The following is a 15,154-nucleotide window of genomic DNA, read 5'->3' as shown; positions in this document are numbered from 1 at the left end:
AAATATACATAAAAAAAAGGACGCCTAAGCGTCCTTTTTTTATTGGAAGTTAAAGATATTCATTTTGAAATCCCTAACTGGCTCAGGCATGGCCTTTGCCGTAAAACTGGCACGAAGCAGTGCTTCGTGAAATCCCAGTCTGCCGCGAGCATAGCTCCTGGCGTAAAATCGGCTAAAAGCTATCGCTTTTAGAATTCCCAATTTTACTCCCATTCAATTGTTGCTGGTGGCTTAGACGATACGTCATAAACAACACGAGAAACATCAGCAATTTCATTCATGATACGAGTAGAAATCTTATCTACTAAATCGTATGGAAGATGCGCAAAACGAGCTGTCATAAAGTCTACAGTTTCAACAGCACGAAGTGCAATTACCCATGCATAACGACGCCCATCACCTACCACACCAACAGATTTAACTGGTTGGAATACAGCGAATGCTTGCGCAGTTTTGTCATACCAACCGCTTGCACGAAGTTCTTGCATAAAGATGTCATCAGCTAAACGTAAAATGTCAGCATATTCTTTTTTCACTTCACCCAAAATACGAACACCAAGACCTGGACCTGGGAATGGATGACGGTAAAGCATTTCAAATGGAAGACCTAAAGTTGTACCTAAACGGCGTACTTCGTCTTTGAACAAATCGCGGATTGGTTCAACCAATTCAAACGCTAAATCTTCTGGTAAACCACCCACGTTGTGGTGTGATTTAATTACATGTGCTTTACCATTCTTAGTTGCAGCAGATTCGATTACGTCAGGGTAAATCGTACCTTGAGCAAGGAAGTTTACGCCATCAAGCTTACGTGCTTCTTCAGCAAATACTTCAATGAACTCACGACCAATGATTTTACGTTTTTTCTCAGGATCAACTTCGCCTTTAAGCGCAGTTAAGAAACGCTCTTCAGCATCGGCACGAATCACGCGAATACCCATGTTTTTCGCAAACATGTCCATCACTTGCTCGCCTTCGTTCAAACGAAGTAAACCGTTATCTACGAATACGCAAGTCAATTGATCGCCAATGGCACGGTGTAAAAGCGCTGCTACTACAGATGAATCTACACCACCTGAAAGACCTAATAACACTTTTTGATCGCCAATTTGCGCGCGAAGTTGCTCAACACGTAAATCGATGATGTTTTCAGAGTTCCACAAGTTACGGCAACCACAAATACCGTGAACAAAGTTAGAAAGTAATTCAGCACCTTTAGCAGTGTGCGTTACTTCTGGATGGAACTGGATACCGTAGAAACGGCGAGCTTCATCAGATACCATTGCAAATGGGCAGCTAGGCGTACTTGCAGTAACTTGGAATCCTTCAGGAATTGCCGTTACTTTATCGCCGTGGCTCATCCACACTTTTAATTGATCTTTAGTATCTTCAAGATCACCAATCAATTTATCACGTACTTGGATGTCGACTTCTGCATAACCAAATTCATGTACATCACCTGGCTCTACTTTACCGCCAAGCTGTTGTGACATGGTTTGTAAACCATAGCAGATACCAAGTACAGGCACGCCTAAGTTGAATACAACTTCAGGGGCACGTGGACTACCAGCTTCATAAACACTTTCTGGACCACCTGAAAGAATGATCCCGTTTGGGTTAAATGCACGAATGTCTTCTTCAGACATATCAAATGCGTACATTTCTGAATAAACACCAGCTTCACGTACACGACGTGCAATAAGCTGGCTATATTGAGAACCGAAATCCAAGATAAGGATACGATCTTCAGTAATTTGGGTATTGGTAGTCATGGCAAACAACTATGCAGGCAACGAATATAAGCGCGATATTCTAACATTTTTAAAGCAACTACGCACACTATTCGGACAAGCTAAATAAAAAGGTATTTTTCAAACATATATAATGAAAAATACCTCAACTATTTCATACTTTAAGGGGTAATTTTCTCTAAATGTACCACTTCGATATCTGTTGGTTTATAGCGATGTGTATCTACCTCACCGACTACTTTCACTTTATCGCCAACTTTAATGGGTGTTACTCTTGAAATATCATCATCAATTTCTAATAAAATTGTACCTGTAGCATCTTTAAGTTCAAACGTTTCAGCATCAATTTTTTTAACCAATGTTCCTGTTAAAGTTACAGCAGTCTCATCTGCTAATTTTTTAGCTTGAATCACTTGAACATGGTTATTTGCAGCCTCTTGGATAATCACATGATCATCTTTTCCTGCCCAAGCATTTACAGTCATAACCAAAGTCGTTGCAATAACAACTAAACCTAATTTTTTCATATAATTTTGCTCTTCTTAAAGTATTAAGTATATTATTTAATCAAATTACACCTTTGAAGTACGCTGACTTATTGTAACTTTGCAATAAAAAGGTCTTAACAAGTACAACCTTTTTTCACGACTCTTATCATTATTTTTCAATTAAATGATCAATACTTAGTTTTCCCGCACCTTGTAACACTACAAAGAATAAGCCACCCGCAATAGATAGGTTCTTCATAAAGTTAATAGCATCTTCTGCACCACCATGAAATATAAATGCAGTCATTAAACTAAATAAAGCTAAACCTAAAGCAACTAAGCGTGCTTGAAAACCGAATAAAATTGCAAGGCCACCTCCAAGCTCAATCAGAATAGTTAATGGCAATAAAGCTGAGGGAACACCCATTGCCTCCATATATCCTGCTGTTGCTTCATAACCTGAAATTTTCCCATACCCTGCAACAATAAATATATATGCAACCAAAATACGAGCAATCAAAGAAATACCTGTATTTATTTGTATTTTATTGACAATATTTTTAACAACAATATTTGGATTAATCATTTTAAAACCTATTTTTAGATCATTTATGAAGATGTATCCATTTTATTCATTAATAAATTTAGTATAAACATGAAAAATAACACCTATCGTATCAAATAAAGAACGGTATTAAAGGAAATATTTATTTTTTTAATGCTGACTTTCCATACTGTGGCTGTTAGGATTTGGATACATTTTTCAGTGTTTTACCCCCAATGGATCTCATTAGTTTTATCTTACACGTAGACGACCATCTACTAGAATTCATTACCAATTATGGGGTATGGATTTACGCTATTTTGTTTCTTATTATTTTTGTAGAAACAGGTTTTGTGGTAATGCCTTTTTTACCAGGCGATAGTTTATTGTTTGCAGCAGGCGCACTTGCAGCGTCTACAGGAGCAATGGATCCATGGATTCTCATTCCGCTACTTTTTGTTGCTGCAGTATTGGGTGACACACTCAATTACCATATTGGTAAATATATTGGACCACGTGTCTTTGAAATTGAGTCCCGCTTTATTAATAAAAAGCATTTAGTCGCAACGCAAAAATTCTTTGAAAAACATGGCGGGAAAACCATTATTTTTGCACGTTTTGTGCCTTTTGCACGTACTTTTGCACCCTTTGTAGCTGGTGCAAGTCATATGAATTACAAATACTTTTTAAGCTATAACGTCATTGGCGGATTCTTCTGGATTTCATCTTTTGTAGTTTTAGGCTACTTATTTGGCAATATGCCAATTGTTAAAGATAATTTCACCCACCTTATTTTCGGTATTATTATTATTAGTGTATTACCTGGCATTATTGGCTTAATTAAACAAAAATTTTTTAAAGTAAAAACCAACTAAAAAAATCTTGCTATAACAGGTAGCATACACACAACAAGCAATAAAGCCGATCCTTTGTAAAATTGATCGGCTTTTATTCTATTTAACTGCCCAGATAAAATTGCACGACCAAACGACATCCAAAACATTGCCGTAGGTACAAGCACTAAACAGAATACAGCATAAACTGAAATACAATTGGTCACACTACTCCATGTTTCTGTCGGGAAAATACCCGCTGCAAAAAGTAATGCTTTTGGATTTTTTAATGTTGCGAAAAACAATTGACGAGGATGAATAGAAGTATGGCGCTGATTATGTTGCTCTAAATATGAAAGCTTCCATAAACGAAAGGCAAGCCATAAAACATATATCGCACTAAAGAAATGTAGAATAGGAATAAGATGTGGCCACATTGGTGAGCATAAATGAATAAACAATGCCCACAAACTAATAGCATACAAATAGCCCAATAATTGTGTTGGAATAAAAAGACTCGTTTTTGCTATACCTTGCTGATGTGCCGAACTTGCCAACAATGCATTGGTCGGTCCTGGAATCATCAATACTGCAATTACGGCTAAAACAAAAAGCCAACTCTCAATCATCTATGCACATTTTCAACTACTATTAAGATGCACACATTAAACGAAAGTTATGAAAAATAACAAGATATTGACTTTTTAAAAATAAAAACTGAATAGGTCATTTTAAATAAAAAATTACACAAGTATATGTTTTTATTATTTTATTTATGAAACATTTGCTAATATTTTCACTCTGTTATTTGTCGAAAACTTAATAACAGAGTGAAATTTCAATTAAGAAGTCGCTTTATTTCTCACAATAATTGGACAAGCTTTAAATCGAGCAGACTGAACAATTGCTTCTTTCTGTCCAAGCAATTTAGAAATTTCAGTTTTTTTCGTGTTTGAAGATTGCCCCATGTTCACTGAAATACTTGGACCAAAGCCCCAGCCGCCACGTCCCCATCCACCACCTAGGCCAACTCCAACGCCCATTCCTGTACGTTTTTCAGGTTGTACACCATTGTCTAAATGTTGTTGAATTCGATTATATTCGGCCTGAAGTTGTTGACAGTTTAAAGCTTGATATTGTGTAGGCGAAACATACGTCGGTTTAGCCGTTGTAGCACATGCACCTAAAAAGAAAGTCGTACTAGCAAGTAAAAAAAGCGGGAGCACTTTCATTTTATTATCTCAAATGTTGTTCTAGCTCATTGAACAATAATTCATAGGCTTGCGTCAATTTATGTTCAGTTGCTAAATGAATCAGCGGTAAATTTTTATGATGAGATTCTTTCATAATAACTGATGGCGGTAACATACTCGATAAAACAGGCAACCCTTCATCTATTAGTTGCTGGACAACCTCACGTGGCAATTTTGCTTGATGTTGATATTGGTTTACCACAATGCCTTCAATTGCAAGCCGATCATTATGATCGTCTTGAGTTTCTAAAATATTTTCAATTAAGGTATATAAAGCACGTTTTGAAAAAACATCGCAATCAAAAGGAATAAGCACTCGATCTGCTGCAATAAGTGCAGACAATGTAAAAAAGTTAAATGCAGGTGGCGTATCTATAAAAATTCGGTCGTAATGACCTTCCAATTGTTGTAATGCATCTCTTAGTTTATAAATTTTGTGTTTTGATTCTAAGGCATGTGCCAAAGCACCTAAATTAGGGCTTGCAGGAATAACATCTAAATTTTTAAACGGTGATTGATGAACAAATGCATCTAAACCTTTTGACCTATTTTTGAGGATGCTACCTAAAGTATTGCCAATGAGTCCTTTGCTTTGATTTGCACCCAAGACTTCTTCAAAATAATTTTCTATATTGGGTTCTAATGCAGGCTTCTCTGTAGAATAAGTTGCATCATCACCAAGCAAATATTGGCTAGAATTGGCTTGAGGGTCTAAATCTATAACTAGTGTTTTAAAGCCTTGATGTGCGCTTATTGCCGCTAAATTCACAGCAATACTTGATTTCCCAACACCACCTTTTTGGTTAAAAATAACTCTTGTTAGCATATTTACTCCCCCAACTTATTTTTATGTAATGCATGTAGTTTAACCTACATGCATTTTGACCAAGAAGAAAGTGTCTAACAATTATCCAAATACAGGTTTTACCAAAACAAGACCATAAATTGCAATAAAAGAAACCAATGCAATGACCCATCCTGCTTTACGCTGAATCAGTAAAATTGAGTCATCTTTTTTATATGCTTTAATTAATGAAGATAACATCACTAAGAAAAGAATGACTTTGGCATAAAACCATGTCTCAACTTGAAAGTTTTTTAGCATCAATAAAGCAAAACCTGTTACCACTACGATGGTTAAAGATGAATGCTGAACAGCAACAAATAATTTTCTTAAAGATTGACTAGGTTGATTGTCTTGAACACCTTTAAATAAGGTTGTTGCACGTAAAACAATAATTATAAAAAGCAACGCAACACCAACAAGATGTATTGATGCAATAAGTGTAGGATTCATCTTTATTGCCTCAATTATGATGTTTTGGGTGCATGAGCACATTCAGGGCTTGACGTGTCTTGACCTTTCCACTCATCGGCAATAAATGCATGAATCGCAAGTGCGTGAATATTTCCTGCACCCAAAAGTTCACCTACAGTTGCATAAACTTTTTGGTGGCGCTGAACTAAACGTAAGCCTCTAAAACCTTCACTCACAATAACAACTTTAAAGTGAGATTCTTTGCCTGGGAAATACCCACCATGACCTGAAGATTCATTTACAATTTCTAAATAGCTAGGTGCTAACATTTGTAAACGCTCATTAAGTTGTTGTTCCAAGCTCATCTTCACTTTTCCAATAATTCAAATATCGTCTTCTTTGAGTATAGCCTGTTATTGCTTTTCAATAAAAATTTAATAGTACAGCCTACAAATACAAAACAATGACTATAATTTTGCATATTTTTTCTACTTAAAAGCCCAACTAACCATAAAAATGGTTTTTATTTATGCAAATGATTCAAGTTTTTGAATAAAAATGTTGACCCTATTTTTGCATACTGTATTATACACGGCATGCGGGAATAGCTCAGTTGGTAGAGCATAACCTTGCCAAGGTTGGGGTCGGGAGTTCGAGTCTCCTTTCCCGCTCAAAATTTTTTCATTTAGTTTTTTCATTTAAAAAACCTAATAGACTCCGCGGGAATAGCTCAGTTGGTAGAGCATAACCTTGCCAAGGTTGGGGTCGGGAGTTCGAGTCTCCTTTCCCGCTCCAGATTCTAAAAAGCCCTCATCGAAAGATGGGGGCTTTTTTATGTTGATTTTATTATATTTTTTAAAAATCTTTCTTTTACTTTCTTAAACTGCAATCTTAGAATTTCTAAAGGTACTTTTTATTTTGTGACGGCTTTGTTGCATAAACCTATCTCTAACGGCTTATTCCACAATATAATTTTCAAATGAATAAGTCTGCTCCAAAAATCTATCGTACAACAAATTGGTCCTCATATAACCGTGCTCTAATAAATCGTGGAAATATTTCCATTTGGTTTGATCCTGCTACGCAATGGTATGCTCAACAACAGGGTAAACACGGAAGAAATCAAACCTATTCTGATACAGCTATTCAGTGCTGCTTAATGATCAAATCCTTATTCCGTCTGTCTTTACGTATGGTCACTGGCTTTGTGCAAAGTCTGATTAAACTTTATGGATTAGATTGGACAGCTCCGGATTATTCGACTATATGCAGAAGGCAAAAGTATATTGATATTGCAATTAGCTATCAAAAAAGTAGCAATGGTCGCCATCTACTCGTGGACTCTACTGGTTTGAAGTTTCTAGGTGAAGGTGAATGGAAGTGTAAGAAACATGGGGCTGAATATCGTCGCCAATGGCGTAAACTGCATATTGGTATAGATGCTAAAACCCTTCAAATACGTGCAGTACAACTTATAACAAATAATGTCAGCGACTCACAAGTACTCGGAGATTTACTTGATCAAATCCCACCAAATGAGCAAATTGATTCTGTCTATACCGATGGTGCTTATGACACGAAATTGTGCAGAAAAATCATTTCAGATCGTCATGCACATGCCGTGATTCCACCAAGAAAGAATGCAAAACCATGGAAAGATCAGCAACTAAGGTCTATAGAGCGGAATGAGTTACTGAAAACAGTCAAAAGGTTAGGTAGAGCCCTTTGGAAAAAGTGGTCTAGTTATCATCGTCGAAGTTTGGTGGAAACCAAGATGCATTGCATTAAATTATTAAGCGATAAATTAACAGCAAGGAGTTTCTCTAGTCAGGTAAATGAGATTCATGCACGCGTAGCAGTACTCAATAAATTTACAGAATTAGGTCGTCCTCATACCCAAGTTGTCACTTAAAATTGGCTCACTTAGCTTAGCTCTCTCTTTCAAGTATTTATGCAACAAAGCCATATGTAATATCTATTTCAAATATTCTGCAATTCAACTGCTTAAACATTCAACAGAATTACATCTTTCAAAAGAATGTTCGCTTTTCAATATTTTAAAGACTGTGTATAACAATGAACCAGTAAGTAAAAACCAGAAGCATAGGCAAAATACTGTAAAAAGCGTTAAACTATGCAACCATTTAATGAATTTAAATGTCATTAGTGACTTAGAAAAAGGTAAAGTTGATGCCGCTCAATACTGTTGAAGAGCTTGTAGCAGACATTCGTGCAGGAAAAATGGTTATCCTGATGGATGACGAAGATCGTGAAAATGAAGGCGACTTAGTTATTGCTGCTACTCACGTGCGTCCAGAAGATATCAACTTCATGATTACACATGCACGTGGTCTTGTATGTCTAACCCTAAGTAAAGAGCGTTGCCAGCAACTTAATCTACCACTCATGGTCGATGCCAATGGTGCTCAGCACGGTACAAACTTCACTTTATCTATTGAAGCAGCTCAAGGTATTTCAACAGGTATTTCACCTGCTGAGCGTGCGCATACAATTCAAACTGCTGTAGCAGCACATGCCAAACCGACTGACATTGTTCAGCCTGGGCATATTTTTCCACTCATGGCACAGCCAGGTGGTGTATTACACCGTGCAGGTCATACTGAAGCAGGCTGTGACTTATCACGCTTAGCTGGTTTAGAACCCGCATCTGTGATTTGTGAAATTATCAATGAAGATGGCACAATGGCGCGCCGTCCTGACCTTGAAGTTTTTGCAGAAAAGCATGGTTTAAAAATTGGTACAATTGCCGATCTGATTCACTATCGCATGACCAATGAACAAACGGTTGAGCGTGTTGATCAACAAACACTAGAGACTGAATACGGTACATTTGAACTGTTCCGCTATCGTGAACTAGGTAATCCAGATATTCATTTAGCATTGGTGAAAGGTGAACCTAAAGCAGGTGTAACAACTGTTCGTGTTCATGGGTTTAATCCTACACGCGACTTGCTCAAAATCAATAAACAAGATGGCGAACCTGCTTGGAATTTAGATCGTGCTTTAAAAGAAATTTCGAATAGTGATCGTGGTGTTTTAGTTTGGATTGGTCAACGTCATTTGCAAGATTTAGGTCCTGCACTTGATACATTAACAACACCTAAAAATGTAAAATCGAATGCAGCTCTATCACAGCAATACCAAACCATTGGTGTAGGTGCTCAAATTCTTCGTGATTTAGGCGTAGAAAAAATGAAGCTATTAAGCTCACCTTTACGTTTTAATGCATTATCAGGTTTTAATTTAGAAGTGGTGGAATACATCACCGCACAACAAACATCTTAAGAAAGAATCGAGGTTGCTATGGCTATTCGCCGTATTGAAGGTATGTTACATCTCGCGAACGAAGACCGTTATGCGATTTTAGTTGGACGTTTTAACAGCTTTGTTGTTGAACATCTGTTAGAAGGTGCAATTGATACATTGAAACGTCACGGCGTATCAGAGGATAATATCACTGTTGTTCATGCACCAGGTGCCTGGGAACTTCCTGTTGTTGCAAAAAAACTTGCAGCATCAAATAGTTTCGATGCCATTATTGCACTCGGTGCTGTGATTCGAGGTAGCACGCCTCACTTCGATTTTGTTGCTGGTGAATGTGCCAAAGGTTTAGGCGTTGTTGGTCTAGACACTGGCTTACCAGTAATTAATGGTGTATTAACTACGGATAGTATTGAACAAGCGATTGAACGCTCTGGTACAAAAGCAGGTAATAAAGGCGGTGAAGCTGCCCTTACTGCGATTGAAATGGTTAACTTGTTAAAGGCTATTTAAAGCATGTCGCAAACACTTCAAGCTACTTATGCAGCGAAACGTAAAGCACGTCGCTTTGCTGTACAAGGAATTTATGAATGGCAAATGAGCCACAACCCAGTACATGAAATTGAGGCACGTACACGTGTTGAAAATGCCATGCACAAAGTGGATCTTAGCTATTATCATGAATTGTTAACTCAAGTGGTTGCAAATCATGAAGCGTTAGATGCGCTATTAATTCCTGTATTGGACCGTGAACTTAGCGCATTAGATGGCGTTGAGCTAGCGACCCTTCGTCTTGGCGCGTATGAATTGAAAGAACATCTTGAAATTCCATACCGCGTTGTATTAGATGAAGCAATTGAGCTTGCTAAACACTTTGGTGGTGCAGACAGTCATAAATACATCAATGGTGTATTAGACCGTTTAGCATCTACTTTACGTGAAGCAGAAAAACAACAAGCTAATTAATTTTAAGTAGTTTAGTTGTATGGCTGAGTTTTCTATCATTGACACTTATTTTAATCGAAAGACTTTATCGTCCATCGATTTAGGTGTGGGTGATGACTCAGCCTTGCTCACCCCTCCTCCACAGCAACAATTGGTCATTTGTGCCGATACTCTCGTTGCGGGTCGACACTTCCCTCTCGACACCAATCCACATGCGATTGGCTGGAAATCTGTGGCTGTTAATTTATCTGACATTGCCGCTATGGGAGCAAAACCGCACAGCATTCTTCTTGCATTGAGCTTACCCCAAATTGATCATGATTGGCTGAAAGGTTTTAGCCAAGGTCTATTCGATTGTTGCGATCAATTTGGTGTGAGTTTAATTGGTGGTGATACCACCCAAAGCCCCCACCTTACTATTTCAGTAACTGCCCTTGGATGGGTGGATATTGGACAAGGTGTACTGCGCTCAGGTGCTCAGGTTGATGACTATATTTGTGTAAGTGGTCAAGTTGGCGATGCTGCTTTTGGCTTACAACATCTAGAACACCCTCTTAAAAAGCGCTTAGATTACCCAACACCACGCTGTGCTTTAGGTCTAATCTTAAAAGGCTTAGCACATAGCATGATTGATGTTTCAGATGGTCTAGCACAAGATTTAGGACATATTCTTAAAGCCTCTCAAGTTGGTGCGGAAATAGAGTTAAATCAACTTCCTATCGATACTGCTCTAAAGCATCTTCCACAACAAGAACAATGGAAATTTGCACTTGCAGGTGGCGATGACTACGAATTGTGTTTTACAATAAGTCCCGAGAATTATGAAAAACTCTTGCAACAAAAATTAGATGTCCGCATTACGAAAATTGGGCAAATTACAACAACACCTCAACTTCGTTTTGTTCAAAATGGACAAGTACAAATATTAGAATTTCAGGGATACCAACATTTTGCATAAACCTGCTATTAACTTTAAAAACATGTCATGGGCAGAGCGTTTTATTGTGTTCTGTGGCGTTGGATTTGGTTCTGGACTATCTCCTAAAGCACCTGGTACGGCTGGTTCTGCTTTTGCTTTATTATTTATCCCTATTTGGCTTGCAATTGGATTTTTCAACTCCATATTAGCCATAATTTTAATGTCACTTATAGGCATTTATATCTGTGGTAAAACAGCAGATATTATGGGTGTTCATGATGATGGTCGTATCGTTTGGGATGAATTTGCAGGGCAATCGATTACCTTCATTCCTCTACTATATGTAGGTCAAATGAGTGCCGTTTGGATATTGGTTGGTTTCGCATTATTTCGTTTGTTTGATGTTTGGAAACCATGGCCAATCCGTGTAATCGATCGTCAAGTTGGTGGCGGTTTCGGTATCATGTTTGACGATATTATTGCGGGTCTATGGGCTGCAATTTGTATTGTTGTGTACCTCTATATTTCAATGGCTTAAGCCGAGTTTTTAAGGTGTATTATGTCAACTTCTGTGATTATTCTTGCTGCTGGTAAAGGAACTCGAATGCGTTCGAGCTTACCCAAGGTGTTGCAGCCACTCGCAGGGCGCCCTTTACTTGGTCATGTCATTGATACGGCTAAAAAATTAGATGCGAAAAATATCATCACAATTTATGGTCATGGTGGCGATCTTGTTCAGCAAGCATTCAGCCATGAAAATGTGCAATGGGTAGAGCAAAAAGAGCAACTTGGTACAGGCCATGCTGTTAAAGTAACTTTACCTGTTTTACCTAAAGACGGTGTATCTCTTATTCTTTCTGGCGATGTGCCTTGTATTAGCCAAACAACGCTCGACAATCTTCTTACTGTTTCACGTGAAACAGGTATTGGTCTAGTGACATTAACGGTAGCTGATGCAACAGGTTATGGTCGTATTGTTCGTAAAAACAATAAAATTCAGGCTATTGTTGAGCATAAAGATGCTTCTGAAGAACAACGTCAAATTAAAGAATTTAATACAGGTATTTATTGTGTAAGCAATGCCAAATTGCATGAATGGTTGCCACGTTTAAGCAACAACAATGCACAAGGTGAATACTATTTAACTGATATCGTTGCGATGGCAATTACAGATGGTTTAGAAGTTGCATCTGTTGAACCTGAACTCGCATTTGAGGTTGATGGTGTCAATGACCGTGTTCAACTTGCTGCTTTAGAACGTGAATTCCAATCTTTCCAAGCAAAACAGCTTATGCAGCAAGGCGTTCATTTAATTGACCCTGCACGTTTTGATTTACGGGGTTCACTTCAAGTGGGTCAAGATGTTCGTATCGACATCAACGTAATTATTGAAGGCAATTGTGAACTTGGCAACAATGTTGAAATTGGCGCGGGTTGCATCATTAAAAACACAAAAATTGCAGCAGGTACTAAAGTTCAACCTTATAGCATTTTTGATAATGCTGTAGTGGGTGAAGATACTCAAATTGGTCCTTTCGCACGTTTACGCCCAGGTGCCAAGCTTGCAAATGAAGTCCATATTGGCAACTTTGTTGAAGTAAAAAATTCAAGCATTGGCTTAGGTTCAAAAGCCAATCACTTTACTTACCTTGGCGATGCTGAAATTGGTGCAGGTTCAAATATTGGTGCAGGTACAATTACCTGTAACTATGATGGTGCGAACAAATTTAAAACCATTATTGGTGATAACGCCTTTATTGGTTCAAATAGCTCACTTGTTGCTCCTGTTCAAATTGGCAATGGTGCAACGGTTGGAGCAGGCTCTACTATCACACGTGATGTTGAGGAAAATAGTTTGGCTGTAGAACGCTCTAAGCAATTTGCCAAAGAAAATTATCAACGTCCACAAAAAATTAAGAAATAAGAGGAATTCACTATGTGTGGTATTGTCGGTGGCGTTGCAGAACGTAATATTAGCAACATCCTCATTGAAGGTTTAAAACGCTTAGAGTATCGTGGTTACGATTCAGCAGGTTTAGCTTTAATCAACCAAGGACAAGTTCTTCGCGAACGTCGTGTTGGTAAAGTTGCGAATTTAGCAGAGGCTGTTTCAGAATCTCAAATTTCAGGTTCATTGGGTATTGCACACACACGTTGGGCAACACATGGTAAGCCAACAGAAGAAAATGCACATCCTCACATTTCAGGTAATGTAGCTGTTGTACATAACGGTATTATTGAAAATTACCAAGAATTAAAAGATGATTTAGAAGCTCTTGGTTATGTATTTACATCTCAAACAGATACTGAAGTTGTTGCTCATTTAATCAATAATGCCCTAAAAACAACTCCAAGTTTACTTGAGGCTGTCCGTAAAGTTGTACCTCAACTTAAAGGTGCTTATGCACTTGGTATTGTACATACAGATCATCCTGATGAATTAATTACAGTTCGTGAAGGTTCACCGCTTGTTATTGGTGTGGGTATTGGTGAGAATTTTATTAGCTCTGACCAACTCGCACTCCTTCCAATTACCAACCGCTTTATTTACCTTGAAGAGGGTGATATTGCTCGTTTAACGCGTACAAGCATTGAGGTGTTTGTGGATGGTAAGCTCGTTGAACGTCCTATTAAAGAATTAGATGCGACCGTTAGCAATACATCTAAAGGTGAATATAAGCATTACATGCTCAAAGAAATTTATGAGCAACCTGAAGCGATTAAACAAACCATTTCTCAAGCGTTAAATGGCAATGCACTTCGTGAAGATTTTCTAACTGCAGCAACTCAAGATTTCTCAAGCATCCAACAAGTTCAAATTATTGCTTGTGGTACGAGTTACCATGCAGGCATGATTGCAAAATACTGGTTCGAGCAATTAATTGATCTCCCTTGCCAAGTGGAAATTGCGAGTGAATTCCGTTATCGCGCACCTGTAATTGTGAACAATACGCTTTATGTGTGTATCTCTCAATCGGGTGAAACAGCAGATACTTTAGCTGCACTTCGTGACACACAAAAACGCGCTACAGCAAAAGGCTTGAACATCACAACAATGACGATTTGCAACGTTGCAACATCTTCAATGGTACGTGAAACAAACCACAACTTATTGACACTAGCTGGTCCTGAAATTGGTGTTGCTTCAACTAAAGCATTTACCACTCAGCTTGCTGCTTTAATGCTTCTTGTATTAAAAATTGGTCAAATTAAGCAAACAATTTCTGAAAGCGAAATTGCAAAAATTGTGACTGAGCTTTGGCATACACCAAAAGTTATTTTAGATACTTTGCAAAATGATAAAGAAATTTTGCGTTTATCTGAACTCTTTGTTGAAAAGCAACACTGCCTATTCTTAGGTCGTGGTACGCACTTCCCTATTGCTTTAGAAGGCGCTTTAAAACTCAAAGAAATTTCATATATTCATGCTGAGGGTTATGCTGCAGGTGAACTTAAACATGGTCCACTTGCACTTGTCGATAACGACATGCCTGTTGTTATTTTGGCACCTAAAGATGACATGCTAGATAAATTAAAGTCGAACATGGAAGAAGTTCAGGCACGTGGCGGTGAACTTTTTGTCTTTGCTGATGAAAATAGTGGTATTAAAGGTAAAGATCGTCAACACGTAGTCAATGTACCTACTGTCGATCCAATTCTTGCACCTATTGTTTACAGTATTCCTGTGCAATTATTGTCTTACCATGTTGCTGTACTGCGTGGTACAGATGTAGACCAACCACGTAACCTTGCAAAATCTGTGACTGTTGAATAATTGAATACAGGACTGGAATTTCCAGTGTATGAGAGTAATAAAGTTTCATACTAAGTAATAAAGTGTAATACTGATTTACTCAAAAAAAATCCACACAATCTATGCT

17 protein-coding genes and 2 tRNA genes are annotated in these 15,154 nt (G+C 37.9%); 11 read left to right on the top strand and 8 right to left on the bottom strand.

Going from position 1 to position 15,154, the window contains the following annotated elements; all coding sequences use genetic code 11:
* Window positions 1–203: 203 nt before the first annotated feature.
* The 3 genes from guaA to AC5YDH_RS09420 all read right to left on the bottom strand — a co-directional run bounded on the left by guaA (window position 204) and on the right by AC5YDH_RS09420 (window position 2,825).
* A complete protein-coding gene (gene guaA, locus AC5YDH_RS09430) occupies window positions 204–1,772 on the bottom strand; it encodes a glutamine-hydrolyzing GMP synthase (protein WP_496118832.1) in 1,569 nt (522 codons plus the stop codon).
* A gap of 140 nt (window positions 1,773–1,912) precedes the next feature.
* Window positions 1,913–2,278 carry a NirD/YgiW/YdeI family stress tolerance protein gene (locus tag AC5YDH_RS09425; protein ID WP_496118830.1) on the bottom strand — a complete coding sequence of 122 codons (366 nt, stop codon included), beginning with the start codon at window positions 2,276–2,278 and terminating at the stop codon, window positions 1,913–1,915.
* A 130-nt stretch (window positions 2,279–2,408) separates the two neighbouring features.
* On the bottom strand, window positions 2,409–2,825 hold the full coding sequence (locus tag AC5YDH_RS09420) for a DoxX family protein (protein WP_496118828.1): 417 nt from the start codon (window positions 2,823–2,825) through the stop codon (window positions 2,409–2,411).
* Window positions 2,826–3,019: 194 nt separating this feature from the next.
* Here AC5YDH_RS09420 and AC5YDH_RS09415 point away from each other — a divergent pair, with 194 nt between their 5' ends.
* Entirely contained in the window at window positions 3,020–3,658 is a 639-nt protein-coding gene (locus AC5YDH_RS09415) for a DedA family protein (protein ID WP_496118928.1), read from the top strand.
* Here the strand turns inward: AC5YDH_RS09415 and AC5YDH_RS09410 are convergent.
* The 5 genes from AC5YDH_RS09410 to AC5YDH_RS09390 form a co-directional block, all read right to left on the bottom strand.
* A complete protein-coding gene (locus AC5YDH_RS09410; RefSeq protein WP_496118826.1) occupies window positions 3,655–4,245 on the bottom strand; it encodes a LysE family translocator in 591 nt (196 codons plus the stop codon). The genes AC5YDH_RS09415 and AC5YDH_RS09410 overlap by 4 nt on opposite strands.
* Before the next feature lie 213 nt (window positions 4,246–4,458).
* Window positions 4,459–4,848, bottom strand: coding sequence for a hypothetical protein (locus AC5YDH_RS09405; protein WP_496118824.1), 390 nt, complete (start codon window positions 4,846–4,848; stop codon window positions 4,459–4,461).
* Between the two features lie 4 nt (window positions 4,849–4,852).
* The gene (locus AC5YDH_RS09400; RefSeq protein WP_496118822.1) at window positions 4,853–5,695 is read right to left on the bottom strand and encodes a ParA family protein; all 843 of its coding nucleotides are present in this window, start codon (window positions 5,693–5,695) and stop codon (window positions 4,853–4,855) included.
* 81 nt (window positions 5,696–5,776) lie between these two features.
* Window positions 5,777–6,166 carry a SirB2 family protein gene (locus AC5YDH_RS09395; RefSeq protein ID WP_496118820.1) on the bottom strand — a complete coding sequence of 130 codons (390 nt, stop codon included), beginning with the start codon at window positions 6,164–6,166 and terminating at the stop codon, window positions 5,777–5,779.
* 14 nt (window positions 6,167–6,180) lie between these two features.
* Complete coding sequence (locus AC5YDH_RS09390; RefSeq protein ID WP_496118818.1) at window positions 6,181–6,492, bottom strand: BolA family protein; 312 nt, start codon at window positions 6,490–6,492, stop codon at window positions 6,181–6,183.
* Between the two features lie 233 nt (window positions 6,493–6,725).
* Between AC5YDH_RS09390 and AC5YDH_RS09385 the strand changes: the two genes are divergently transcribed.
* The 10 genes from AC5YDH_RS09385 (at window position 6,726) to glmS (ending at window position 15,048) form a co-directional block, all read left to right on the top strand.
* Window positions 6,726–6,798 (top strand) — tRNA-Gly (locus AC5YDH_RS09385).
* A gap of 48 nt (window positions 6,799–6,846) precedes the next feature.
* A tRNA-Gly gene (locus AC5YDH_RS09380) sits at window positions 6,847–6,922 on the top strand.
* Between the two features lie 184 nt (window positions 6,923–7,106).
* The gene (locus AC5YDH_RS09375) at window positions 7,107–8,039 is read left to right on the top strand and encodes an IS5 family transposase (protein ID WP_496118816.1); all 933 of its coding nucleotides are present in this window, start codon (window positions 7,107–7,109) and stop codon (window positions 8,037–8,039) included.
* A gap of 278 nt (window positions 8,040–8,317) precedes the next feature.
* On the top strand, window positions 8,318–9,433 hold the full coding sequence (gene ribBA / locus AC5YDH_RS09370; protein WP_496118814.1) for a bifunctional 3,4-dihydroxy-2-butanone-4-phosphate synthase/GTP cyclohydrolase II: 1,116 nt from the start codon (window positions 8,318–8,320) through the stop codon (window positions 9,431–9,433).
* Window positions 9,434–9,451: 18 nt separating this feature from the next.
* Window positions 9,452–9,922 carry a 6,7-dimethyl-8-ribityllumazine synthase gene (gene ribH / locus AC5YDH_RS09365; protein ID WP_496118812.1) on the top strand — a complete coding sequence of 157 codons (471 nt, stop codon included), beginning with the start codon at window positions 9,452–9,454 and terminating at the stop codon, window positions 9,920–9,922.
* A gap of 3 nt (window positions 9,923–9,925) precedes the next feature.
* Window positions 9,926–10,375, top strand: coding sequence for a transcription antitermination factor NusB (gene nusB / locus AC5YDH_RS09360; protein ID WP_496118810.1), 450 nt, complete (start codon window positions 9,926–9,928; stop codon window positions 10,373–10,375).
* Window positions 10,376–10,394: 19 nt separating this feature from the next.
* Window positions 10,395–11,312, top strand: coding sequence for a thiamine-phosphate kinase (gene thiL, locus AC5YDH_RS09355; RefSeq protein WP_496118809.1), 918 nt, complete (start codon window positions 10,395–10,397; stop codon window positions 11,310–11,312).
* 22 nt (window positions 11,313–11,334) lie between these two features.
* Window positions 11,335–11,811, top strand: coding sequence for a phosphatidylglycerophosphatase A family protein (locus tag AC5YDH_RS09350; RefSeq protein ID WP_496118926.1), 477 nt, complete (start codon window positions 11,335–11,337; stop codon window positions 11,809–11,811).
* Window positions 11,812–11,832: 21 nt separating this feature from the next.
* A complete protein-coding gene (glmU, locus tag AC5YDH_RS09345; protein ID WP_496118807.1) occupies window positions 11,833–13,197 on the top strand; it encodes a bifunctional UDP-N-acetylglucosamine diphosphorylase/glucosamine-1-phosphate N-acetyltransferase GlmU in 1,365 nt (454 codons plus the stop codon).
* A gap of 12 nt (window positions 13,198–13,209) precedes the next feature.
* Window positions 13,210–15,048 (top strand): glutamine--fructose-6-phosphate transaminase (isomerizing), encoded by a 1,839-nt coding sequence (gene glmS, locus AC5YDH_RS09340; RefSeq protein WP_496118805.1) that lies wholly within the window; start codon window positions 13,210–13,212, stop codon window positions 15,046–15,048.
* Window positions 15,049–15,154 lie beyond the last annotated feature (106 nt).

Source organism: Acinetobacter sp. FY683 (assembly GCF_059515885.1).
This window is presented reverse-complemented; position numbering and strand designations above follow the sequence as displayed.